The sequence below is a fragment of the Microbacterium pratiae genome (assembly GCF_047302165.1).
In the GTDB taxonomy this organism is placed as follows: domain Bacteria; phylum Actinomycetota; class Actinomycetes; order Actinomycetales; family Microbacteriaceae; genus Microbacterium.
This window is the reverse complement of record NZ_CP154843.1, coordinates 2270561-2292914: the sequence shown is the minus strand read 5'-3', so window position 1 is coordinate 2292914 and position 22354 is coordinate 2270561. Positions and strand designations below refer to the sequence as shown.

20 protein-coding genes and 2 tRNA genes are annotated in these 22354 nt (G+C 68.6%); 9 read left to right on the top strand and 13 right to left on the bottom strand.

Annotation, left to right across the window (positions count from 1 at the left end; all coding sequences use genetic code 11):
- Position 1 precedes the first annotated feature (1 nt).
- The 3 genes from AA0Y20_RS10900 to ileS are packed head-to-tail and all read right to left on the bottom strand — an operon-like array spanning position 2 to position 5117.
- A complete protein-coding gene (locus AA0Y20_RS10900; protein WP_412939235.1) occupies positions 2-403 on the bottom strand; it encodes a DUF4233 domain-containing protein in 402 nt (133 codons plus the stop codon).
- On the bottom strand, positions 391-1743 hold the full coding sequence (locus AA0Y20_RS10895; protein WP_412939234.1) for a bifunctional folylpolyglutamate synthase/dihydrofolate synthase: 1353 nt from the start codon (positions 1741-1743) through the stop codon (positions 391-393). Before AA0Y20_RS10895 ends, AA0Y20_RS10900 begins: the two co-directional genes overlap by 13 nt.
- A complete protein-coding gene (gene ileS / locus AA0Y20_RS10890) occupies positions 1740-5117 on the bottom strand; it encodes an isoleucine--tRNA ligase (RefSeq protein ID WP_412939233.1) in 3378 nt (1125 codons plus the stop codon). Before ileS ends, AA0Y20_RS10895 begins: the two co-directional genes overlap by 4 nt.
- A gap of 212 nt (positions 5118-5329) precedes the next feature.
- Between ileS and AA0Y20_RS10885 the strand changes: the two genes are divergently transcribed.
- Together AA0Y20_RS10885 and AA0Y20_RS10880 are read left to right on the top strand one after the other, a co-directional pair.
- The gene (locus AA0Y20_RS10885) at positions 5330-6013 is read left to right on the top strand and encodes a hypothetical protein (RefSeq protein ID WP_412939232.1); all 684 of its coding nucleotides are present in this window, start codon (positions 5330-5332) and stop codon (positions 6011-6013) included.
- Positions 6010-6516, top strand: coding sequence for a GNAT family N-acetyltransferase (locus tag AA0Y20_RS10880; protein WP_412939231.1), 507 nt, complete (start codon positions 6010-6012; stop codon positions 6514-6516). Before AA0Y20_RS10885 ends, AA0Y20_RS10880 begins: the two co-directional genes overlap by 4 nt.
- A 10-nt stretch (positions 6517-6526) precedes the next feature.
- On the opposite strand, the gene AA0Y20_RS10875 is transcribed toward AA0Y20_RS10880, so the two are convergent.
- On the bottom strand, positions 6527-6943 hold the full coding sequence (locus AA0Y20_RS10875; protein WP_412939230.1) for an OsmC family protein: 417 nt from the start codon (positions 6941-6943) through the stop codon (positions 6527-6529).
- Between the two features lie 45 nt (positions 6944-6988).
- Here AA0Y20_RS10875 and AA0Y20_RS10870 point away from each other — a divergent pair, with 45 nt between their 5' ends.
- From AA0Y20_RS10870 to AA0Y20_RS10850, 5 genes are all read left to right on the top strand, one after another.
- Positions 6989-7750 (top strand): methionine ABC transporter ATP-binding protein, encoded by a 762-nt coding sequence (locus tag AA0Y20_RS10870; protein ID WP_412939229.1) that lies wholly within the window; start codon positions 6989-6991, stop codon positions 7748-7750.
- Positions 7747-8418 (top strand): methionine ABC transporter permease, encoded by a 672-nt coding sequence (locus tag AA0Y20_RS10865; protein ID WP_412939228.1) that lies wholly within the window; start codon positions 7747-7749, stop codon positions 8416-8418. The genes AA0Y20_RS10870 and AA0Y20_RS10865 overlap by 4 nt, the downstream gene beginning before the upstream one ends.
- A 32-nt stretch (positions 8419-8450) precedes the next feature.
- Positions 8451-9272: a MetQ/NlpA family ABC transporter substrate-binding protein gene (locus AA0Y20_RS10860; protein ID WP_412939227.1), complete on the top strand. Its 822-nt coding sequence runs from the start codon at positions 8451-8453 to the stop codon at positions 9270-9272.
- Between the two features lie 104 nt (positions 9273-9376).
- The gene (gene valS, locus AA0Y20_RS10855) at positions 9377-11956 is read left to right on the top strand and encodes a valine--tRNA ligase (protein ID WP_412939226.1); all 2580 of its coding nucleotides are present in this window, start codon (positions 9377-9379) and stop codon (positions 11954-11956) included.
- A gap of 1 nt (position 11957) precedes the next feature.
- A complete protein-coding gene (locus AA0Y20_RS10850; protein WP_412939225.1) occupies positions 11958-12191 on the top strand; it encodes a hypothetical protein in 234 nt (77 codons plus the stop codon).
- Positions 12192-12210: 19 nt separating this feature from the next.
- Here AA0Y20_RS10850 and AA0Y20_RS10845 read toward each other — a convergent pair whose 3' ends face one another.
- On the bottom strand, positions 12211-13533 hold the full coding sequence (locus AA0Y20_RS10845) for an MFS transporter (RefSeq protein WP_412939224.1): 1323 nt from the start codon (positions 13531-13533) through the stop codon (positions 12211-12213).
- Positions 13534-13539: 6 nt separating this feature from the next.
- Positions 13540-14163, bottom strand: a complete 624-nt coding sequence (locus tag AA0Y20_RS10840; RefSeq protein ID WP_412939223.1) for a helix-turn-helix domain-containing protein — start codon at positions 14161-14163, stop codon at positions 13540-13542.
- A gap of 69 nt (positions 14164-14232) precedes the next feature.
- Between AA0Y20_RS10840 and AA0Y20_RS10835 the strand changes: the two genes are divergently transcribed.
- A complete protein-coding gene (locus tag AA0Y20_RS10835; RefSeq protein WP_412939222.1) occupies positions 14233-16275 on the top strand; it encodes a M3 family metallopeptidase in 2043 nt (680 codons plus the stop codon).
- A gap of 10 nt (positions 16276-16285) precedes the next feature.
- Here the strand turns inward: AA0Y20_RS10835 and AA0Y20_RS10830 are convergent, their stop codons facing one another.
- The 6 genes from AA0Y20_RS10830 to AA0Y20_RS10805 all read right to left on the bottom strand — a co-directional run bounded on the left by AA0Y20_RS10830 (position 16286) and on the right by AA0Y20_RS10805 (position 21520).
- The gene (locus tag AA0Y20_RS10830; protein ID WP_412939221.1) at positions 16286-16882 is read right to left on the bottom strand and encodes a dihydrofolate reductase family protein; all 597 of its coding nucleotides are present in this window, start codon (positions 16880-16882) and stop codon (positions 16286-16288) included.
- A 56-nt stretch (positions 16883-16938) separates the two neighbouring features.
- Positions 16939-18207 carry an ATP-dependent Clp protease ATP-binding subunit ClpX gene (gene clpX / locus AA0Y20_RS10825; protein WP_412939220.1) on the bottom strand — a complete coding sequence of 423 codons (1269 nt, stop codon included), beginning with the start codon at positions 18205-18207 and terminating at the stop codon, positions 16939-16941.
- A gap of 171 nt (positions 18208-18378) precedes the next feature.
- Positions 18379-19044, bottom strand: a complete 666-nt coding sequence (locus tag AA0Y20_RS10820; protein WP_412939219.1) for an ATP-dependent Clp protease proteolytic subunit — start codon at positions 19042-19044, stop codon at positions 18379-18381.
- Positions 19045-19067: 23 nt separating this feature from the next.
- Positions 19068-19652 carry an ATP-dependent Clp protease proteolytic subunit gene (locus AA0Y20_RS10815; RefSeq protein ID WP_023950833.1) on the bottom strand — a complete coding sequence of 195 codons (585 nt, stop codon included), beginning with the start codon at positions 19650-19652 and terminating at the stop codon, positions 19068-19070.
- A 196-nt stretch (positions 19653-19848) separates the two neighbouring features.
- A complete protein-coding gene (tig, locus tag AA0Y20_RS10810; protein WP_412939218.1) occupies positions 19849-21375 on the bottom strand; it encodes a trigger factor in 1527 nt (508 codons plus the stop codon).
- A gap of 71 nt (positions 21376-21446) precedes the next feature.
- Positions 21447-21520: transfer RNA gene (locus AA0Y20_RS10805), tRNA-Pro, on the bottom strand.
- 136 nt (positions 21521-21656) lie between these two features.
- On the opposite strand from AA0Y20_RS10805, the gene AA0Y20_RS10800 reads away from it, so the two are divergent.
- Positions 21657-21730: transfer RNA gene (locus AA0Y20_RS10800), tRNA-Gly, on the top strand.
- 35 nt (positions 21731-21765) lie between these two features.
- Here AA0Y20_RS10800 and AA0Y20_RS10795 read toward each other — a convergent pair.
- Entirely contained in the window at positions 21766-22302 is a 537-nt protein-coding gene (locus AA0Y20_RS10795; protein WP_412939217.1) for a gamma carbonic anhydrase family protein, read from the bottom strand.
- Positions 22303-22354 lie beyond the last annotated feature (52 nt).

Below are 22354 nucleotides of genomic sequence, written 5' to 3'. Positions count from 1 at the left end.
GTCAGTCTCCGTTCGATTCGTCGGCTGCCCGGGCGGCGTTGCGCCGGTCGAGAGCAGCCCCCTTGATGGTCGCATACGCGTACATGCCCCCGAAAACCGCTGCGACGATTCCCAGCGCGGGCACGAGGAAGACCCCGAGAGCCAGAATCACCTGGAGCGACCAGCCCACGGCGATCCCCCAGCGATGCCGGAGAAAGCCGGAGGTGACGATCATGACGACCGCGAGCACCGATCCGGCGACGACGCCCCACCAGTCCGGCACGCCATCGGGAAGCGCCCCCAGCCCGTACACCGTCAGGCCGCCGAGGAAGACGACGATCGACTCGAAACCGAGCACGACGGAGGCGAGCGACTCCGCGGCTCCCCGACGACGGCGCTCGCGAGGCCGGCTCACGCCTGCCATCCCGACTTCCAGTCCTCTGCGGCGGCCAGAGCGATCGCCTCGCCCGCGAGCACGACGGAGCCGGCGATGACGACCCCCCGCCGCTCCGCGCCCGCGGCCCACTCGCGTGCCGCCTCCGCTGCCTCGACCAGATCGCGGTGCTCGGTGACGCCGAGCCCGCGCTCCTCGGCCAGGTCCGCGACGAGGGTCGGTTCCGAGGCGCGCTCCGAGTCCGGTGCGGTGGCGAAGACGTGCGCGGCTACCGGCGCGAGGGCGTCGACGATGCCGGCGGCGTCCTTGTCACCCAGAACGCCCAGCACGACGCCCCACTCGTCGAAGTCGAACGACTCGCGGAGCGCAGCCGCGAGGGCGGTCGCACCGTGGGGGTTGTGTGCGCTGTCGACGAGGACTGTCGGGCTGATGCCGAGCAACTGCAGCCGACCGGGAGAGGTGACGGCGCCGAGACCGTCAGCCACGACCTCCGCATGGAGAGCGTGGTCGTCGGCCCCGATGAGAGCCTCGACAGCGGCCACCGCGAGCGCGGCGTTCTCGGCCTGATGAGAGCCGTACAGCGGCAGGTAGAGCTCGGGGTACTCCCCCGCCCGCCCCCGGACGCTGATCTGCTGGCCGCCCACGGCGAGGCTGTGCCCCGACAGGCCGAAGTCCTCCCCGGCGAAGCCGACGGTCGCCCCGACGTCTGCAGCGCGTGCGCGGATCTGCTCGGCGGCCTCGGGGGTCTGCACGGCCGAGACGACGGCCGCACCGGGCTTGATGATGCCGGCCTTCACCGCTGCGATCTCGGCGATCGTCTCGCCGAGACGGTCGGCGTGATCCATGGCCACCGGGCCGATCACCGCGACGTCGCCGTCGGCGGTGTTCGTCGAATCCCACGACCCGCCCATGCCGACCTCGATCACGGCGACGTCCACCGGCGCGTCGGAGAACGCGACGAAGGCGAGCACGGTGAGCAGCTCGAAGTACGTCAGCGGCGCATCGTCCGCGGCGTCCAGCTCGGCGTCGACGAGGTCGACGAAGGGCTCGATCTCCTCCCAGGCGTCGGCGACCGCGGCGTCGGCGATCGGCTCGCCGTCGATGAGGATCCGCTCGGTGAACCGCTCGAGATGAGGGCTGGTGAAGAGCCCGGTCCGCAGTCCGTGCGCGCGCACGAGGCTCTCGATCATGCGGCTCGTGGACGTCTTGCCGTTCGTTCCCGTCACGTGGACGACGCGGTAGGTGCGCTGAGGGTCGTCGAGCAGCTCGAGCACGCGCCGGGTCCGCTCGACGCGGGGCTGCACCCACTGCTCTCCCTGACGCTGAAGCAGCGCCGCGTAGACGGCGTCGGCACGGGCCTGGTCGGTCATGCGCTCTCTCCTGTCAGACGGGTGACGCCCACCGTGAGGTCCCCGCGGTTGGCGTAGGTCTTCGCTGCCACGACGGCTTCGAAGCCGGGCTCGGCCGCGACGACGGAGCCCGCGGACGCGGCGACGGTCGATGTGCGAGAACGCACCGCCCACTCGCGCGCGAGGGTCTCGCCCGCCACGTCGGCTGCGTCGAACGCCGAGGCGACCGCCCCGGCATCCTCCTCGGAATCGAAGGTCAGGCTCAGACGGATGCGGTCGCTGACCTCGAAGCCGGCCGCCTTCCGGGTGTCCTGCACCGCACGGATCACGTCTCGCGCCAAGCCCTCGGCCTCGAGCTCGGGGGTCGTGGTGGTGTCGAGGAGCACGAAGCCGCCGCCCGAGAGCAGTGCGATCGCGGTGCCATCCGCCACCCCGCCCGCCTCGAGGGTCAGGTCGTACTCGCCGGGCTCGAGGGCGACGCCGTCGACGGTCACGGCACCGTCCTGCTCCGTCCACAGGCCCGCGCGAGCACCCGCGATGACGTGCTGCACCTGCTTGCCCAATCGCGGTCCGGCCGCGCGCGCATTGACCGAGAGGCGCTGGCTGATGCCGTACGAGGCCGCGAGGTCGTCCGTGAGTTCGGCCACCGCGACGTTCTTGACGTTGAGCTCGTCGCGGAGGATGTCGGAGAACTGCTCCAGGGATGCCGCATCGGTGGTCGCGACCGTGAGCTGAGGCAGCGGCAGGCGGACGCGCTTGCCCTCCTTCTTCCGCAGCGCATTGGCCACCGACGACACCTCGCGGACGGCGTCCATCGCCGAGCGGATGTCGGCTGCCGGGGCGAACTCATCGGCGTCGGGCCAGTCCTCCAGGTGGACGCTCCGGCCGCCGGTCAGCCCCTGCCACACACGCTCGCTGATGAGCGGGAGGAGCGGCGCGGCGACGCGGGTCAGCGTCTCGAGCACCGTGTAGAGGGTGTCGAACGCCTCGGTCGACGAGGCGTCGCCCGGGACGACCCCCACCCAGAACCGGTCGCGGGAGCGACGGATGTACCAGTTGGTGAGCGCCTCGGCGAAGTCGCGCAGCTTCGCTGCGGCCATCGTGGAGTCGAGGGCCTCCAGGTCGGCTGCGACATCGCGCACCAGGTCGCCGGTCAGCGCCAGGATGTAGCGGTCCAGCACGTTCGCGGAGTCGGTGCGCCGCCGCGCCTCGTACCCGGCGCCGCTCTCGCCGCCGGCCGCGTTGGCGTAGGTGGCGAAGAAGTACCAGGTGTTCCACAACGGAAGCAGGAACTCCCGCACGCCCGCGCGGATGCCCTCTTCGGTGACGACGAGGTTCCCGCCGCGCAGAACCGACGAGCCCATGAGGAACCATCGCATCGCGTCGGAACCGTCGCGATCGAACACCTCCGACACGTCCGGGTAGTTGCGCAGCGACTTCGACATCTTCTGACCGTCGCTGCCGAGCACGATGCCGTGGCACGCGACCCCCGAGAAGGCGGGACGATCGAACAGGGCACCGGAGAGCACGTGCATGACGTAGAACCACCCGCGGGTCTGGCCGATGTACTCCACGATGAAGTCGGCCGGGGCGTGTTCGTCGAACCATTCGCGGTTCTCGAACGGATAGTGCACCTGCGCGTAGGGCATCGATCCCGAGTCGAACCACACGTCGAAGACATCCTCGATACGGCGCATCGTCGAGCGGCCCGTCGGATCGTCCGGGTTCGGACGCGTGAGGTCGTCGACGAACGGACGGTGCAGATCGATCTCGCCGGCCTCGTTACGGGGCAGGCGCCCGAAGTCACGCTCGATGTCGGCGAGCGAGCCGTAGACATCGGTTCGCGGGTACTCGGGGTCGTCGCTCTTCCAGACCGGGATGGGCGAGCCCCAGAAGCGGTTGCGGCTGATGGACCAGTCGCGTGCGCCCTCGAGCCACTTGCCGAACTGCCCGTGCTTGACATTCTCAGGTGCCCAGGTGATCTGCTCGTTGAGTTCGAGCAGGCGGTCCTTGATCGCCGTGACGCGCACGAACCAGCTCGACACGGCCTTGTAGATGAGCGGATTGCGGCAGCGCCAGCAGTGCGGGTAGGAGTGCTCGTAGCTGGCCTCGCGAAGAAGACGGCCCTCGGCCTTCAGAAGGCGGATGAGCGGCCGGTTCGCGTCCATCCACAGCTCGCCCGCCACGTCGGTGACCTGCGGCAGGAAGCGGCCGCCGTCATCGAGGCTCATGATGAGCGGGATGCCGGCGGCGGCGGTGACGCGCTGGTCGTCCTCGCCGTAGGCCGGGGCCTGATGGACGATGCCGGTGCCGTCGGTGGTCGTGACGTAGTCGTCGACGAGCACCCGCCACGCGGAACCGGTACCCCAGGTCTCGGCATCCGCGTAGTAGTCGAAGAGGCGGTCGTACTGGACGTCCGCGAGCTCGCTGCCGAGGACCGTCCGCTCGATCGCGGCGCGTGCCTCGTCGACATCGCCGTAGCCGAGATCTTTCGCGTAGCCCGCGAGGAGGTCTTCGGCGAGGAGGTAGCGGTGGGCGTCGGCCTCGACGCGATCCTCATGGACGTCGGCGGCACCGGCCGGGCCACCGGGCAGGACGACGTAGCGGATGTCGGGGCCGACGGCGAGAGCGAGGTTCGTCGGCAGCGTCCACGGCGTCGTCGTCCAGGCGAGGGCGCGCACGCCCGTGAGCCCGAGCGTCTCCGCCTTGGCGCCGACGAACGGGAAGGTGACGGTCACCGAGGGGTCCTGGCGCATCTTGTAGACGTCGTCGTCCATGCGCAGCTCGTGATTCGACAGGGGCGTCTCGTCGCGCCAGCAGTAGGGCAGCACGCGATGGCCCTCGTAGGCGAGGTCCTTGTCCCACAGCTCCTTGAAAGCCCAGAGCACCGACTCCATGAACCCGGTGTCGAGCGTCTTGTAGCCGCGCTCGAAATCGACCCACCGCGCCTGACGGGTGACGTAGTCCTCCCACTCGCGCGTGTACTCCAGCACCGAGGAGCGGGCCTTGTCATTGAACGCGGCGATACCCATCGCCTCGATCTCGCTCTTCTCGGTGATGCCGAGCTGCTTCATGGCCTCGAGCTCGGCGGGCAGACCGTGGGTGTCCCATCCGAAGACGCGGTCGACCTTCTTGCCCCGCATCGTCTGGAACCGGGGGAAGACGTCCTTGGCGTATCCGGTGAGGAGATGCCCGTAGTGGGGCAGCCCGTTCGCGAAAGGCGGGCCGTCGTAGAACACCCACTCCGGCGCGCCTTCGCGTTGCGCGATCGAGCTGCGGAAGGTGTCGTCACGTTCCCAGAACGCGAGCACCTCGCGCTCGACCTCGGGGAACCGGGGGCTCGGCACGACGCTGTCGGCGGCGGGGCCGAAAGCAGAGGACTTCGGATAGGTCATGGCTTCTCTCGCAGGGTCGGACTTCCTGCGAGGACGATCGTGCGACCGCGGTACCACCCCGCTTGCCCCGGAGGGCCACTCTCCCAGCGGCTGTGACGGGCCTGCCCCGCTCGGTTCTACTGAGCGGATGACCGCTGTTCTTCCGAGAGCTCCCCGGTGATGGCCGGATCGGTGCTGATGTGACCATCATACCGTCGGCCTACGCTGAACGTATGGCTCGACCGCGTTCTCGTCCTGCGCCCCCTCGCGTCAGCGAACCCGACCTTCCCCGGCATCTCGAGCGCGCCGCCCTGTCGCGGCACGGCGATCTCGTCGAGGCCTCGATCGCCGTCGGCAGCGGCTCTGTCGACGGCGCTCACGCGCGACTGAGTGAGAGCACGGTCGAGCCCGCCGCACCCGACCGGCTCGATCTGACCGGCGCAGTTCTGAGCGACGTGGTCATCGCCGATCTGGCGACAGCCGAGCTCCGCGCCGGCGACGGCAGCTGGCGCACCGTGTCGCTGAGCGGCGGGCGGATCGGCACCCTCGACGCGCAGCGCGCGCGCTTCGACGGGGTGATCCTGCGCGGTGTTCGGATCGACTACCTGTCCGCGGCCGCGTCGACGCTGCGCGACCTCGAGATCGTCGATTGCCGCATCGGGACGCTCGACGCACCCGGCGCTCTCCTCGAACGGGTGCGATTCACGAACACGACGGTCGACGAGTTCGACACCCGGGCGCTGTCCAGCACCGATCTCGACCTCCGTGGTCTCGAGGCGCTCGCGTTCACGGACATCCGCGCTCTCGCGGGCGCCACCGCGTCGCGGCGCCAGGTCGAGGCGCATGCTTCCGCGTTCGCCGCAGCGCTCGGGTGGGACGTTCGCGACGACAGCCCGGCCGAGGACACTCGCCGATGATCGCCCGGACCGATCGCCTCGTGCTCCGCCCGATGACCGTGGACGATCTCGACCCCCTTCGCCAGATTCTCACCGACCCCATCGCGATGACGGCGTACGAGGGGGCATTCGACGACGACGAGAGCGCGCAGTGGCTCGCGCGCAACCTGCGGCGGTACGACGACGACGGGTTCGGCCTGTGGGCGGTCGACCTGCCCGGATCCGGGATGATCGGGCAGTGCGGCATCACGCGCCAGTTCGTCGGCGACCAGGAGGTCCTCGAGGTCGGTTACCTGTTCCAGCGGGCGCACTGGCATCGCGGCTATGCGACCGAGGCTGCGGCAGCCGCGCGCGACTGGGGTTTCCGCGAGCTCGGCGCCCCGTCCATCTGGGCCAAGATCCGCGACACCAACATCGCCTCGATGAACGTGGCCATCCGGCTCGGGATGACCGTACGCCGCCGGTTCGTCGTGCACTACCGAGGCGTGGACATGCCCCATCTGGGCTTCGCGGTCGACCGCTGACGACCTCTCGTCACGTCGTCGTCCAGGCTTCGCCGCGCACGTCTGCCAGCGGTGAGTCGTGCAGCAGCCGCGAGATGGGGCAACGGTCGTGGGCCGCGGCGGCCAGCTGCGAGGCCTCATCCTCGCTCAGGCCCTCACCCGACACGAAGGCCGTCGCGACGAACTCATAGCCGGCGCGCCCCTCGGCGTCGCGCAGGCTGACCTCCACCCTCGCCTTCGTCCGGTGGCGTCCCCCGACGATCGCCTGCGCGGTGGCATCGAGGCAAGTCGACCAGGCCAGCGCGAGCAATTGCTCGGGATTGCTGGCATCGACGGAATGTCCCGGCTGGAGCGGGTTGGAGACGACCACCTCGAGGCCGTCCGGCACGCGGCTGACGCCCGTTCCGCCGTCGTCGTTGAATGCGGAGGTGCGGTACCGGGTGACCATGCCTCGACTATAGTTGAACGTCGTCCAACTATCTGAGGATGCCTCGTGCCCGCGACCGCCGCCCCCATCTCCCTGAGCAGGGTCGACGTCACGTACCCCGGCGGCCCTCGCGCACTCGCGGCTGTCGACCTCACCGTCTCGTCGGGCGAGATCTTCGGGGTGATCGGCGAGAGCGGCGCCGGCAAGAGCACGCTGCTCGCACTCCTCACCGGCGAGATCGTCGCCACGAGCGGCGCCGTGCGTGTGCTCGGCCAGGATCCGACGAGCCTCGGTCCCGCGGCTCTCCGCGCACTGCGCCGCCGCATCGGGGTCGTGTTCCAGGGCGTCCACCTGCTCGCGAACCGCACGGTCCGCCAGAATGTCTCGCTGGCGCTCGATCTGCGCGACCGTCGGGATCGGTTGCCCGCGCTCGCACATCGGAACGCCGTCGACGAGATGCTCCGCTTCGTGGGGCTCGGCGGCCGCGAGGACGCGTACCCGGCCCAGCTGAGCGGCGGCCAGCGTCAGCGGGTGGGCATCGCCCGGGCGCTGGTCGCGCGTCCCGACATCCTCTTGTGCGACGAGCCGACGTCGTCGCTCGACGCCACGACGACCGACGGCGTCCTCGCCCTCCTCCGAGAGGCCCGCGAGCGGTTCGGCACGACAGTCGTCGTCGTGACGCACGATCTGTCCGTCGTGCGACGCATCTGCGACCGCGTCGCCCTCTTCGAGGGCGGCCGCCTCGACGACATCCTGAGCGTCGAGCCCGAGGCCGACCTGGGCCGCGAGAGCTATCTCGACCGTGCTCGGCGGGAGCTCGGGGCATGACCGGCCTCGGCGAGTCCCTCGAGCGGCGCGGGGGCGACCTGCTCGAAGCGCTCGGGGAGACCGGCTACATGCTTCTCGTGTCGCTCGGAGCGGCGGTGGTCACCGGGCTCCCCCTCGGAATGCTGGTCTACCTCACCCGACGGGGCGGTGCGGCGCCGAACCGGTTCGTCTGGTGGATCGGCAACCTCTTCATCAACGTCGTGCGCTCCTTCCCTTTCCTCCTGCTCGTCGTGTTCCTCGTCCCCGTGACACGCCTCGTGTACGGGACGACGTTCGGCACGCCGGCGGCCACGTTCTCCCTCTGCTTCGTCGCCGTCGCGATCTACGCGCGTCTGGTCGAGCAGATCCTGCGCGAGATCAGCCCCGGCATCCCTCGCGTCGCGCGCACGATGGGCGCGACGCTCCCCCAGACCATCGTGCGCTTCCTCCTTCCGGAAGCCTTTCCCGGCCTGGTCTACGCACTCACGTCGGCGACGATCAGCCTCCTGTCCTACTCCACTGTCCTGGGCGTCGTCGGCGGGGGCGGCATCGGCGACTTCGCGCTGCGCTTCGGCTACCAGGAGTACGACTACCCGTTGATGTACTTCACGATCGCGGTCATCCTCGTCGCCGTGCTGGTCATCCAGTCCGTCGGCCACCGGCTCTCGATCCGGCTCGACCACCGTTGACCCTCACCCGTCCGCTCTCACAAGGAGAACCCATGCCCGTCCGCACCCTTCGCACCCGTATCGCCACGGCGGCCATCGCCGCCCTCGCGGTGACCGGTCTCCTCGCCGGCTGCGCCGGTACGCCCGGTGACACAGATTCCGGCGTCACGACGCTGCGCGTGGGCGCCGTCACCGCGCCCGCGACGGACATCGTCGCGGCCGCCGGCGCCGCGATCGCCGACGGGTACGAGATCGAACTCGTCCCGGTGTCGGACTACGTCACGATCAACAACATGCTCGCAGCCGGTGACATCGACGCGAACTTCTCGCAGCACGAGCCCTACATGGAGGAGTTCAACGAGAAGAACGGAGCGTCGCTCGAGGCTGTGCAGCCCGTCTACAACTTCGTCATCGCCTTCTATTCCAAGACGCTGATCGACATCGGCCAGCTCCCCGACGGCGCCACGGTCGCGATCCCCAACGACTCCTCGAACACCGCGCGGGCCCTCAAGCTGCTCGCCGACGCCGACGTCATCGGACTCGCCCCGGGCGTCGACCCCTACACCGCGACGCTCGACGACATCACGGACAACCCGAAGAACCTGCAGTTCCTGTCGTTGGAGATCAATCAGCTGAACACGGCGTACGACGAGGCGGATCTGGTGTTCCAGTGGCCCTCGCACATCGCCGCACTCGGTCTCACCCCGCAGGACGACGGTCTGCTGACCGAGCTCGACGACCGCTTCGCGCTTCAGCTCGTCGTCCCGTCCGCCGAGGCGGACTCCCCCGCCACCCAGGCGCTGATCGACGCGTTCACGAGCGATGAGGTGCGCAAGGTCATCGAGGGCAACGACACCATCGAAGCCGCCTTCTGACGCGAGGGGTGGGGCACCGGCGCGGTGCCCCACCCCCGGTAGACTCGGATGACGCACACTCAGGCACGCTCACACAGTGCCGCACATATCGGCGAGGAGTTCCCATGACAGCGCACATTCCCGAGAAGCCCGCTCTGGAAGGCCTCGAGCAGAAGTGGGACGCCGCGTGGGCCGATCAGGGCACCTACCTGTTCGCTCGTGCTCGCGCCGCTGAGACGGGACGCGGCGGAGTGTTCTCCGTCGACACCCCGCCCCCGACGGCATCCGGGTCGCTGCACATCGGTCACGTCTTCTCGTTCACCCACACCGACCTCAAGGTGCGGTTCGAGCGCATGCGCGGCAAGAGCGTCTTCTACCCGATGGGCTGGGATGACAACGGCCTACCGACCGAACGTCGCGTCCAGAACTACTACGGCGTGCGCTGTGACCCGACGCTCCCCTACGACGAGTCGTTCGTTCCGCCGTTCGAAGGCGGCGACAACAAGTCGAGCCGCGCGGCCGACCAGGTGCCGATCAGCCGCCGCAACTTCATCGAGCTGTGCGAGAAGCTGACGATCGAGGACGAGAAGCAGTTCGAGTCGCTCTTCCGTCAGCTCGGCCTCTCGGTCGACTGGACGCAGACGTACCGCACGATCTCCGACGACACGATCCGCATCAGCCAGCTCGCTTTCCTGCGCAACCTCGAGCGCGGCGAGGCCTATCAGGCGCTCGCGCCGACGCTGTGGGACATCGACTTCCGATCCGCCATCGCTCAGGCCGAGCTCGAGGATCGCGAGCAGCAAGCGTCGTACCACCGCGTCGCGTTCCACAAGACCGACGGCAGCGGAGACATCCACATCGAGACGACCCGGCCGGAGCTGCTGCCGGCCTGCGTGGCACTCGTCGCCAACCCGGATGACGAGCGGTACCAGCCCTACTTCGGCAAGACGGTCCGCAGTCCTCTCTTCGATGTCGAGGTGCCGGTCCTCGCGCATCACCTCGCGCAGCCCGACAAGGGATCGGGTATCGCGATGATCTGCACCTTCGGCGACGTGACCGACATCATCTGGTGGCGCGAGCTCGACCTGCCGAACCGCACGATCCTCGGCCACGACGGCCGCATCGTCGCCGACGCGCCCGACGTCATCGTGACTGATGCCGCGCGGGCCGCGTACGCCGAGCTAGCGGGCAAGACCGTCTTCAGCGCGAAGAAGCGCATCGTCGAGCTGCTGCAGGAGTCCGGTGAGCTGCTCGAGGTGTCTAAGCCCTTCAGCCACCCCGTGAAGTTCTTCGAGAAGGGCGACCGCCCGCTCGAGATCGTCTCGACGCGTCAGTGGTACCTGCGCAACGGCGCACGCGACGAGGAGCTCCGCACGCGCCTCATCTCGCTCGGCCAGGAGATGTCGTGGCACCCCGACTTCATGCGAGTGCGTTACGAGAACTGGACCAACGGCCTCACCGGCGACTGGCTCGTCTCGCGCCAGCGGTTCTTCGGCGTGCCGATCCCGATCTGGTACGGGCTCGATGAGAACGGCGAACGAGACTACGACCGGGTCATCACACCGGACGCCGCGCAGCTCCCGGTCGACCCGACGACGGATGTGCCTGCCGGCTACACCGCCGATCAGCGCGGCGTGCCGGGCGGATTCGATGCAGAGCGCGACATCTTCGACACCTGGGCGACGTCGTCGCTGACCCCGCAGCTGGCGGGCGGCTGGCAGCGCGACGAGGAGCTCTGGGAGCTCGTCGCCCCGTTCGACCTGCGTCCCCAGGGGCAGGACATCATCCGCACCTGGTTGTTCTCCACGATGCTCCGGAGCGCGCTCGAAGACGGACGGGCGCCATGGTCGGATGCCGCGATCTCCGGCTTCATCGTCGATCCCGACCGCAAGAAGATGTCGAAGTCGAAGGGCAATGTGGTCACGCCCGCCGACATCCTCGCCCAGCACGGCACTGACGCGGTCCGTTACTGGGCGGCATCGAGCCGCCTGGGTTCCGACGCCGCATTCGACCCGCAGAACCCCACGCAGGTGAAGATCGGGCGCCGCCTCGCCATCAAGGTCCTCAACGCCGCCAAGTTCGTGCTCTCGTTCCCGGTGCCCGACGGCGCCACGGTGACCCACGATCTCGACGCGGCCATGCTGGCCACACTCGACCGAGTGATCGTCGATGCCACTCGCGCGTTCGAGTCCTACGACCACGCCCGCGCCCTCGAGATCACCGAGGCGTTCTTCTGGACGTTCTGCGATGACTACCTCGAGCTCGTGAAGGAACGTGCGTACGACCGTTCCGACGCGGGGCAGGCGTCGGCTGCTCTGGCGCTCCGCCTCGCACTCTCCTCACTGCTGCGCCTGCTCGCTCCCGTGCTCGCTTTCGCGGCGGAGGAAGCGTGGTCGTGGTTCGAGGACGGCTCGGTGCACACCGCATCGTGGCCCGAGGCGAGCGGCATCGACGGCGACCCGGCCGTCCTCACCGCAGCGAGCGCGGCGCTGATCGGCATCCGACGGGCGAAGACCGAGGCGAAGGCCTCGCAGAAGACGCCGGTCTCGGTGCTGTCGCTGCGAGCGGATGCCGCCACCGTCGACCGTCTGCGGCGTGCCGAAGGCGACCTGAAGGCCGTCGGACGCATCGCTCGGCTCGAACTGCTCGACGGTGACGGCGAGCTCGTCGTGGAGCACGTCGAGCTCGCCCCTCAGGAGGCCTGACGTGCGCCTCGGGACCCGCTGGACGAGCGGCGACGAGCCGCCCGCCTCTCTGCCCGCCGCATTCCGCGACCAGGTCCGCGCGGTGGACCGCGTCCTCGATGTCGACCCCCGTCCGAAATGGACCCTGACCTGGCTCGAGGGGCGCCCGGTGGCGGAACTGGAGACGGGTGTCGTGGTCTCTCTCGACGCCACAGGCGAGGCGGTCGTGGGTCAGATAGACGACGACACGTTCTGACGCCTCGCGCTCCCGCCGCTCACTCGGACGCGGCGGGAACGCCGTGCGCGGATGCGGATCGGATCAGACGCGTGCAGACAGCCGTCGCGATGAGGCACACGATCCCTGATGCGATGAAGGGCAGCCGAAGGTCGATCGACGCGACCAGCCCGCCGAGAACCGTGGCCACGGGGAAGAGCCCCCACGTGAGCGTCCGGATGATGCCCAGCGTTCGTCCGAACAGCGCGGGCGGGATGATCTGCTGGCGCAGGGCGCCCCACGGGACGTTCCACAGCGAGACGGCGAACGCCATCCCGGCGTAGGCGATGACCGCGACGATGAGGTTCGGCGCGAAGCCGACCGCGATCATGCATGCCGCCGCGGCGAGGTTCGCACCCCACATCACGTTGCCCCGGCCCCATCGTGAGACGAGGCGGGCGGCGACGAGCGATCCCGCGAGAGCACCCATCCCCACGCCGGCGGTCACGAAGCCGATAGCGATCTCGGGGACACCGTGGACGTCGAGGAAGTAGAGCAGCGTCGGTGCTTGCGCGAAGGCGAAGGCGCAACCGACCACGGAGGTGAACACCACGAGCGCGCGCAGGAACCGGTGGCGCCAGAGGTACCGCAGCGCCGCCCCCGCAGGCACCGGCTCGCTGGTTGTCGCGGGCATCGGCTCCGGGACGACACCGGGGACGACCTCACCCTGCTCCGGTCCGACGACAGCAGCGGTCGCACGGGACCGAGCCGCCGAGAGCGGCAGCAGGAGCGCGAGGGCGATGGGCACGAGGTAGCCGGCCGCGCCGAGCCAGAGGGGCAGCGCGAGCGACACGGCGAAGAGGACGCCGGCGACCGGTTGCGCGAGGAAGCTGTCGATGGTGATCTGGGCCGCCTGGATCCGGCCGTTGGCTCGATCCAGCTGATCACGGGCCACGACGGCCGGGATGACCGCGTTCGTCGCATTGTCGAAGAGCGTCTCACCGAAGCCGAACACGAGCGTGCCGACGAGGAGCCAGACGATGTCGAGGCCGCCCGTGACCGTGAGCACCGCCAATCCGACGGCGGCGATACCGCGCACGGTGTTCGCCACGGCCATGACCCGACGCCGGTCGAACCGGTCGACGATGACACCGGCGGGCACACCGAACACGAGCCAGGGGACGAAGGCCGCGGCCCCGAGCAACGAGATCAGCAGCGGGTCGCGAGTCAGCGTGGTCGCGATGAGGGGCACCGCGGTACGGCCCAGACCGTCCGCGAGGTTGCTGAACGCGGCTGCTGTCCAGAGCCGTGAGAAGTCACGCCCGAGCGGACGCGGGGGCCTCGACCGGGGTGCGTCGGTCGAGGAGTCGGTAAGGGTGCTCATGATCGATCAGTCGCTCTCTGTCGTGATCGGGAACGCCTCGGCACGGAGCGAGACGATGCGGCGGTCCGCGGTGGGGGTGGGCTCAGCATTCGGGTCGATCCGGTACTCGTCGACGACGTCGTCTATGACGCGCTGGATCCGGGCGTTCACCTCGCCCAGCTGCTCCACCGTCAGCGACACGGTGGCCGAGGTGATCAGGGCGTTCTCCGCCCACGGATCGAGTTCGTCGCGCAGCGTGCTCCCGACGAAGCGCATCAACTGCTCGTGACGACGCTCGAGGAATTCGCCCATCACCACCTGCGACGCCGCTCGTCCGGCCGGGGTGCGCAACGTGTCGGGGCCGGGGAACGACACCCCTCCCGACGGCCGTTCCCACCACCGCTCCCGAGCGGTACCCCGATCGGGGACCTCTCTGATGAGGTCGTGCTTCGCCAGGGCACGCAGGTGGTAGCTCGTCGAGCCGGATGACTCCCCCGTCATCGCGGCCAAGGTGCTCGCGGTCTGGGGCCCCTGCTGGCTCAGGATGTCGTAGAGGCGCACGCGCACGGGATGCGCGAGGGCCCGGAGGGCGCCGGAGTCGAGCGCGCGGATCTCGCGGCGGCCGCGGCCATCGTCTCTCGTATCGGTCATGGATCCGAAGATAGCTTTGCAACGCTTTCTTTGCAACACGTTCTTTGCGAATCGACGTAGGCTGGAGGCATGTCGGCATCCTCGAATCCGCTCCTGTCCGCACCGAGCCTCCCGGGTGGGCTTCCCGATTACCGCGACATCGCGGTCGACGACTATCTGCCTGCGTTCGAGGAGGGCTTCTCTCAGCAGCGCTCCGAGATCGATGGCATCGCGAACTCCGCCGAGGCGCCGACCTTCGAGAACACCGTGCTGGCATGGGAGGAGAGCGGCCGGCTTCTCGGTCAAGTCGCGCGCATCTTCTACACGGTCAGCTCGGCCGACGCGACGCCCGCCGTACAGGCGGTCGACGAGCAGCTGGCGCCGCTGATGTCCGCGCATTCGGACGCCATCCTCCTCGATCCGCGCCTGTACTCCCGGATCGTGCGTCTGCACGAGGCACGCGATTCCCTGGGCCTGACGGAAGAACAGCGCTATCTGCTGGAGCGGAGGTTCGTGCAGATGACCCACGCCGGCGCGGGACTCGACGCGACCGCGAAGCAGCGCCTCACCGAGCTCAACAGTCGGCTGTCCATGCTCACCACGACCTTCGAGAAGAATCTGCTCGCAGACACGAACGACCTGGCGGTCGTCTTCGATGCGCGCGACGACCTCGACGGACTGAGCGACGGTGAGCTTTCTGCTGCCGCGCGAGCCGCGGCCGACCGCGGCCTGCCCGGTGCCTTCGTCATCACACTGACGCTCTTTACGGGCCACCCCGCCCTCGCTTCCCTGACGAACCCCCGGTCTCGACAGCGGATCCTCGACGCGTCGCGAGCCCGCGGCTCGCGACCTGGACCGCACGACAACCGCCCTGTTCTCCTCGAGATCGTGCGGCTGCGTGCCGAGCGCGCCGAGCTGCTCGGCTTCCCGTCGCATGCCGCTTACGTCACATCGGACCAGACCGCGGGCAGCCCAGAAGCCGTCGCGTCACTCCTCCGCAAGCTCGCGGCACCCGCGGCACGGAACGCACGGCGTGAGAAGGAGGCCCTCCAGTCCGTCCTCGATGGCGATGCGGTCCGGGCCGCCGACTGGGCCTACGCGACCGAGCGTGTCCGCGCGGGGACGCTGGATATCGACACCGCGGCCCTGCGCCCGTGGTTCGAGGCGGAACGCGTGCTGCAAGACGGCGTGTTCTTCGCCGCGACGCGGCTCTACGGCATCACGTTCCGCGAGCGCGACGACCTTCCCGCTTATCACGACGACGCGCGCGTGTTCGAGGTGTCGAACGAGGACGGCTCGCACCTGGGACTGTTCATCCTCGACCTCTACACGCGCGACACGAAGCGCGGCGGCGCCTGGATGAACTCGATCGCTTCGCAATCCGAACTGCGTGGGACGGCGCCGATCGTCGTCAACAATCTCAATGTGCCGAAGCCGGCCCCGGGCACCCCGACGTTGCTGACGCTCGACGAGGTGACGACCCTGTTCCACGAGTTCGGGCACGCCTTGCACGGTCTGTTCGCCACGGTGACATATCCGACATTCGCGGGAACCAACGTGTACCGCGACTTCGTCGAGTTCCCGAGCCAGGTCAACGAGATGTGGATCTACCGGCCCGAGGTGCTGTCGAACTACGCCCGACACGTCGAGACCGGCGAGCCGCTCGACACGGCCGTCGTCGAACGGCTCGAGGCTTCCGGGGCTTTCAACCAGGGCTTCCTGTCGAGCGAGTATCTCGCCGCCGCGTGGCTGGATCTCGCGTGGCACTCGCTCGCCGCCGACGAGGCTGCGGCCGTGACCGACGTCGCCGCCTTCGAAGCCGCGGCTCTGGCCGACATCGGACTCGACGACGCCGCCGTGCCCGCACGCTACTCGTCCGCCTACTTCGCTCACATCTTCTCGGGCGGCTACAGCGCGGGGTACTACTCGTACATCTGGAGCGAAGTGCTCGACGCCGACACCGTCGAGTGGTTCGAAGAGAACGGTGGCCTCACCCGCGCGAACGGCGATCGCTTCCGCCAGCGGTTGCTCGGTGTCGGCGGCTCGCGAGACCCTCTCGAGGCCTACCGGGATTTCCGCGGCCGCGATGCCCGAATCGAGCCGCTCCTGGCGCGCCGCGGCCTCGTCGCCTGACGCACCTCGCTCACGCAGGTACGACCGGTGGCGGCGCAGAATCGCCTCCACCGGTCGGCTTCACGTCGTAGACGAGGCGCGCGAACGCTCCCACCTGCGCCGCCGATCGCAGCGAGAGCCGGTCGGACTCGATGCGGCGCGGGAGCAACGGGGCTCCCCCGCCGAGCGTCACGGGAGCGAACGACACGGCGATCTGGTCGAGTGCGCCTGCGTCGAAGAACTGCCCCGCGAGGTCTCCCCCGCCGACGACCCAGATGTCGCGACGCCCGGCCGCGTCACGGATGCGCGGCAGAACCTCGGAGACCGGTCCGGACACGAACCGGATGTCAGCGCCGGCCGGGCGGGGCAGATCGCGTGAACTGAAGACGAACGTGGGACGATCACCGTGGAACTCGTGCCATCGCTCGGGGTGCGCCAGGAGATCGGACTCAGCGAGGAGCCATTCGTAGGTCGTGGATCCTTCGACCAGCACCCCTGCGTCGGCGGGAATCAGACTCGCGTCTGGCTGATCGCCTCCGTCGACCGCGAACAGCCAGGAGAGTGAGTTGGCGGCGTCGGCGATGAAGCCGTCGAGCGAACTCGCCGTATCGAAGATGATGCATTGCATGCCGTGATGCTAGACGGCACCCGCGACATCGCCGCGACCGTCGGACCAGCGTCGCGTCAGGCGCTCTTGCGCTTCTGTCGCAGGACCAGCGTCGGCGCGGCACGCTCCTCGACCGCAGCTCGGGTCACGATGACCTTGTCGACGTCGTCGGCGGACGGGATCTCGAACATGATCGGCCCGAGAACGTCTTCGAGGATCGCACGCAGGCCGCGGGCACCCGTCTTCCGGGCGACGGCGAGGTCGGCGATGGCCCGAAGCGCGTCATCCTCGAACTCGAGCTCCACGCCGTCGAGCTCGAACATCCGCTGGTACTGCTTGACGAAGGCGTTCTTCGGCCCGGTGAGGATCTCGATGAGCGCCTTCTGGTCGAGCGGTGCGACGGAGGTGACGACGGGCAGACGCCCGATGAACTCCGGGATCAGGCCGAACTTGTGCAGGTCTTCCGGCTCGACCTCGCGGAAGAGATCGAGCTCTTTGTCCTTCTCCTGCAGCGGCGCCCCGAAGCCGACGCCGTGCTTGCCGACGCGGGACGAGATGATCTCCTCGAGGCCGGCGAACGCTCCCGCCACGATGAACAGCACGTTCGTCGTATCGATCTGGATGAACTCCTGGTGGGGGTGCTTACGCCCTCCCTGCGGAGGCACGGAGGCGACCGTGCCTTCGAGGATCTTCAGAAGAGCCTGCTGAACGCCCTCGCCCGACACGTCGCGCGTGATGGACGGGTTCTCGGCCTTCCGCGCGATCTTGTCGACCTCGTCGATGTAGATGATGCCGGTCTCGGCTCGCTTGACGTCGAAGTCGGCCGCCTGCAGGAGCTTGAGCAGGATGTTCTCGACGTCTTCGCCGACATAGCCGGCCTCGGTCAGCGCCGTCGCGTCGGCGACGGCGAAGGGGACGTTGAGCCGCTTGGCCAATGTCTGCGCGAGGTACGTCTTGCCGCAGCCGGTGGGGCCGAGGAGCAGGATGTTGCTCTTGGCGATCTCGACGTCGTCGGCGCGCTGCTCGGCCGGCTGAAGCGTCGAGTGCGCGCGCACGCGCTTGTAGTGGTTGTACACCGCCACCGAGAGGGCACGCTTCGCGGGGTCTTGCCCGACGACGTACTCCTCGAGGAAGGAGAAGATCTCGCGCGGCTTCGGAAGGTCGAACTCGGCCACCGACTCGTCGCCCGATTCGGCCATGCGCTCTTCGATGATCTCGTTGCACAGCTCGACGCACTCGTCGCAGATGTAGACGCCGGGTCCTGCGATCAGCTGCTGAACCTGCTTCTGGCTCTTTCCGCAGAACGAGCACTTGAACAGGTCGGCACTCTCACCGATGCGAGCCATGTACCCCTCCTGGATGCCGGAATCCATCGCTCACCTGAGAGCGTGGTGCTCCGAGCCTAACCTCTCCCGCAGACATCCCCGCGGATTTGCGCGGCGTTCGGGTCGAACCGCCGTGATGACGCGTATGGCCCCGGTGATTCACCGGGGCCATACGACGTCGAGGCGCGCTGCTCAGGACGTGAGTGCGGCCGGGGTGCGCTTGCGCGAGGTGAGCACCTGGTCGACGATCCCGTACTCGAGCGCCTCGTGCGCGGAGAGGATCTTGTCGCGGTCGATGTCCTTATTGACCTGCTCCTGGGTGCGGTTGGTGTGACGCGCCATGGTCTCTTCGAGCCACGTACGCATCCGCAGGATCTCGGCCGCCTGGATCTCGATGTCCGACGCCTGTCCGTGACCGGCCTCGCCGACCGCGGGCTGGTGGATGAGGATCCGCGCGTTGGGAAGCGCCAGGCGCTTGCCAGGGGCTCCGGCTGCGAGCAGGACGGACGCCGCCGAGGCTGCCTGACCGAGCACGACCGTCTGGATCTGGGGCGACACGTACTGCATCGTGTCGTAGATCGCGGTCATGGCGGTGAAGGAGCCGCCGGGCGAGTTGATGTACATGATGATGTCGCGGTCGGGATCCTGCGACTCGAGAACGAGCAGCTGAGCCATGACGTCATCTGCCGACGCATCGTCGACCTGCACGCCGAGGAAGATCACGCGGTCCTCGAAGAGCTTGTTGTAGGGGTCCTGACGCTTGTAACCGTAGGCGGTGCGCTCCTCGAACTGCGGCAGGATGTACCGGCTCGAAGGCATCGCAGCGCCGTGGGGAATGCCGAAGGCGGGTGTGTTCATCGTTGTCTTTCTCCTTCGGACGATCAGTTCTCGGTGCCGCCGCCGCCGACGACGTCGGTGGCCGACTCACGGATGTGGTCGACGAAGCCGTACTCGAGGGCCTCCTGGGCGGTGAACCACCGGTCGCGGTCACCGTCGGCGTTGATCTGCTCGACAGACTTTCCCGTCTGCGCGGCGGTGATCTCCGCGAGACGACGCTTCATGTCGAGGATGAGCTGCGCCTGCGTCTGGATGTCGCTGGCCGTGCCGCCGAACCCACCGTGGGGCTGGTGCAGCAGGACCCGCGCGTTGGGCGTGATGTAGCGCTTGCCCTTGGTGCCGGCGGTCAGCAGCAGCTGACCCATCGAGGCGGCCATTCCGATGCCGACGGTGACGATGTCGTTCGGGACGAACTGCATCGTGTCGTAGATCGCCATGCCCGCCGTGATCGATCCGCCGGGCGAATTGATGTACAGGTAGATGTCCTTCTCGGAGTCCTCGGCGGCGAGCAGGAGGATCTTCGCGCAGATCTCGTTCGCGTTCTCGTCGCGCACCTCCGACCCGAGCCAGATGATGCGGTCCTTGAGCAGTCTGTCGAAGACGCTTGTTGCGATGAGGGGGTCAGCCATGTGTGCTCCTGATCCGAAGTTTCGTGACGTGTCGAATCTACCGACGCCGCCGCATCACCCTGACCGTGTTCGCCGTGGGCATAGCCGTGTCCGAACCGGCTGCGGGTACGCGGCAGAGCCGGGGGTACGCAGAAGGGGACGGATGCCGCAGCATCCGTCCCCTTCTGCGGGTCATGCGACCGGAGGGATCAGAAGATCACTCCGCAGCCGCCTCGTCGGCCGCCTTCTTCTTGGCCGGCGCCTTCTTCGCAGGCGCCTTCTTGGCGGGAGCCTTCTCGTCAGCGGCCGGAGCCTCGTCGGCGGCATCCGCCTTCTTGGCGGGGGCCTTCTTGGCCGGCGCCTTCTTGGCGGGCGCCTTCTTGGCCGGCTTCTCGTCGGCGTCGGCCGCCTCGTCGGCGATCTGCTGCGCCTCCTCGACGACCTCGTCGCCCGCGGCCTCTTCGCCCTCGACGGTGATGAAGCCCGTCAGATCGACCGGCTTGCCGTCGGTGTCGACGACGGTGACCTTGCCCAGTGCGACCGCGAGAGCCTTGTTACGAGCCACCTCGCCGACCATCACCGGCAGCTGGCCGTTCTGCTGGAGCGCGTTGACGAAGTCCTGCGGCGCCATGCCGTACTGCGCGGACGCCTGGATCAGGTACTGGGTCAGCTCGTCCTGCGACACCTGGACCTCATGCGTCTCGGCGATCTTGTCGAGGACCATCTGCGTGCGGAACTGCTTCTCGCTGGCCTCGGTCACCTCGGCGCGGTGCGTGTCGTCCTCCAGACGACCCTCGCCCTCGAGGTGGGCGTGCACCTCGTCCTCGACCAGTCCGGCCGGAACGGGGATCTCGACCTTCTCGAGGAGGGCGTCCACGAGCCTCTCGCGCGCCGCTGCGCCCTGCGTGAACAGGCTCTGCTGCGAGACGCGCTCGACGAGGCTCTCACGCAGCTCGGCGATCGTGTCGAACTCGCTCGCCATCTGCGCGAAGTCGTCGTCGGCCTCGGGGAGCTCGCGCTCCTTGACGGCCTTGACCGTCACGGCCACCTCGGCCTCCTCACCCGCGTGGTCGCCGCCGACCAGCTTCGAGCGGAACGTGGTGTCCTCGCCGCCGGTGAGCGACTCGATCGCCTCGTCGATCCCCTCGAGCAGCTCGCCCGAGCCGACCTCGTACGACACGCCCTCGGCGCGGTCGATCTCCGTGCCGTCGATCGTGGCGACGAGGTCCAGCTCGACGAAGTCACCCTTCGCGGCGGGACGGTCGACGGTCACGAGCGTGCCGAAGCGGCCGCGCAGACGGTCGAGCTCCTCGTCGATCGCGGCGTCGTCGGTGGCGACGGGCTCGACCTCGATGGTGATGTCCTCGTATGCGGGCAGCTCGAACTCGGGACGGACGTCGACCTCGACCTCGACCTTCAGGTCGCCCGAGAAGTCCTTGTCGCTCGGCCAGTCGACGACCTCGGCCGACGGGCGGCCGAGCACGCGCAGCTCGTTCGCGGCGACTGCTTCGCGGTAGAAGCCGTCGAGGCCCTCACTGACCGCGTGCTCGATGACCGCACCGCGGCCGACACGCTGGTCGATGATGGGCGCGGGCACCTTGCCCTTGCGGAAGCCGGGGATCTGCACGTCCTGAGCGATGTGCTCGTACGCGTGGGTGATGCTCGGCTTCAGCTCGTCCGGGCTGACCGTGATGTGGAGCTTCACCCGCGTGGGGCTGAGCGTCTCGACGGTGCTGGTGACCATGCCTGTCGTTCTCCTTTATCCGGCCGCGCACATGCGCGTCCGTTCGGTGGTCTGGGTTCGTGGGGCCGTTGTCGGGGCGACAGGATTTGAACCTGCGGCCTCCCGCTCCCAAAGCGGGCGCTCTACCAAGCTGAGCTACGCCCCGGGCGCGCAGCACACGTGCGTCGGAAAACGGCCGTGGTCAGTCTAGCCGACGGAGTCCGCTAGACTGTTCGAGTTGCCGAGCCGCGGACGACGTCCACCGGAACGGCAGCGAACCTCATCCGGTTTCCGCCGGATGCGGGGCTGTAGCTTAGTGGTAAAGCCTCTGTCTTCCAAACAGATGATGCGAGTTCGATTCTCGTCAGCCCCTCCAAAACTCCTCCTCGCCTCAGGCGAGGAGGAGTTTTCTCATTCTGTCGCGACGACCCCGTGCTCGGCTGCCAGCTCCAGATAGGTCGCAGCGTTCCGGCGGAGCCCGTCCCGCTCGTCCGCCGTCAGCGCACGGCGCACCTTCGCGGGCACGCCGGCCACGAGAGACCCCGGCGGGACGACCGTGCCCTCGAGGACGACGGCTCCCCCGGCGACGAGGGACCCGGCCCCGATCACGGCGCCGCTGAGGATCGTGCTGTTCATGCCGATGAGACAGCCGTCCTCCACCGTGCACCCGTGGACGACCGCGTTGTGCCCGATCGAGACGTCGTCCCCGATCCGGGCCGGGGACGTCGCATCGACGTGGATCACGACACCGTCCTGGACGTTGCTGCGATCGCCGATCACGATGCCGGACCGGTCGGCGCGGATCACGGCGTTGTACCAGACGCTCGACAGCTCGCCGATGACCACGTCGCCGACGAGCCGCGCTCCGTGCGCGACGAACACCGTCGGATGCAGGCGGGGCCGGGACCCGCCCACGGGAAGCAGAGACGCGGAGGAAGCGACGGGCACGGCCTCACGTTACCCCTGGTGAGCCCAGCCTTCTCTTGCTTGCGGAATGTTC

Coding starts and splice junctions, on each gene's coding strand:
- AA0Y20_RS10900 (WP_412939235.1), bottom strand. CDS start 403: ATGGCAGGCGTGAGCCGGCCTCGCGAGCGCCGTCGTCGGGGAGCCGCG.
- AA0Y20_RS10895 (WP_412939234.1), bottom strand. CDS start 1,743: ATGACCGACCAGGCCCGTGCCGACGCCGTCTACGCGGCGCTGCTTCAG.
- ileS (WP_412939233.1), bottom strand. CDS start 5,117: ATGACCTATCCGAAGTCCTCTGCTTTCGGCCCCGCCGCCGACAGCGTC.
- AA0Y20_RS10885 (WP_412939232.1), top strand. CDS start 5,330: ATGGCTCGACCGCGTTCTCGTCCTGCGCCCCCTCGCGTCAGCGAACCC.
- AA0Y20_RS10880 (WP_412939231.1), top strand. CDS start 6,010: ATGATCGCCCGGACCGATCGCCTCGTGCTCCGCCCGATGACCGTGGAC.
- AA0Y20_RS10875 (WP_412939230.1), bottom strand. CDS start 6,943: ATGGTCACCCGGTACCGCACCTCCGCATTCAACGACGACGGCGGAACG.
- AA0Y20_RS10865 (WP_412939228.1), top strand. CDS start 7,747: ATGACCGGCCTCGGCGAGTCCCTCGAGCGGCGCGGGGGCGACCTGCTC.
- AA0Y20_RS10860 (WP_412939227.1), top strand. CDS start 8,451: ATGCCCGTCCGCACCCTTCGCACCCGTATCGCCACGGCGGCCATCGCC.
- valS (WP_412939226.1), top strand. CDS start 9,377: ATGACAGCGCACATTCCCGAGAAGCCCGCTCTGGAAGGCCTCGAGCAG.
- AA0Y20_RS10845 (WP_412939224.1), bottom strand. CDS start 13,533: ATGAGCACCCTTACCGACTCCTCGACCGACGCACCCCGGTCGAGGCCC.
- AA0Y20_RS10840 (WP_412939223.1), bottom strand. CDS start 14,163: ATGACCGATACGAGAGACGATGGCCGCGGCCGCCGCGAGATCCGCGCG.
- AA0Y20_RS10835 (WP_412939222.1), top strand. CDS start 14,233: ATGTCGGCATCCTCGAATCCGCTCCTGTCCGCACCGAGCCTCCCGGGT.
- AA0Y20_RS10830 (WP_412939221.1), bottom strand. CDS start 16,882: ATGCAATGCATCATCTTCGATACGGCGAGTTCGCTCGACGGCTTCATC.
- clpX (WP_412939220.1), bottom strand. CDS start 18,207: ATGGCTCGCATCGGTGAGAGTGCCGACCTGTTCAAGTGCTCGTTCTGC.
- AA0Y20_RS10820 (WP_412939219.1), bottom strand. CDS start 19,044: ATGAACACACCCGCCTTCGGCATTCCCCACGGCGCTGCGATGCCTTCG.
- AA0Y20_RS10815 (WP_023950833.1), bottom strand. CDS start 19,652: ATGGCTGACCCCCTCATCGCAACAAGCGTCTTCGACAGACTGCTCAAG.
- tig (WP_412939218.1), bottom strand. CDS start 21,375: ATGGTCACCAGCACCGTCGAGACGCTCAGCCCCACGCGGGTGAAGCTC.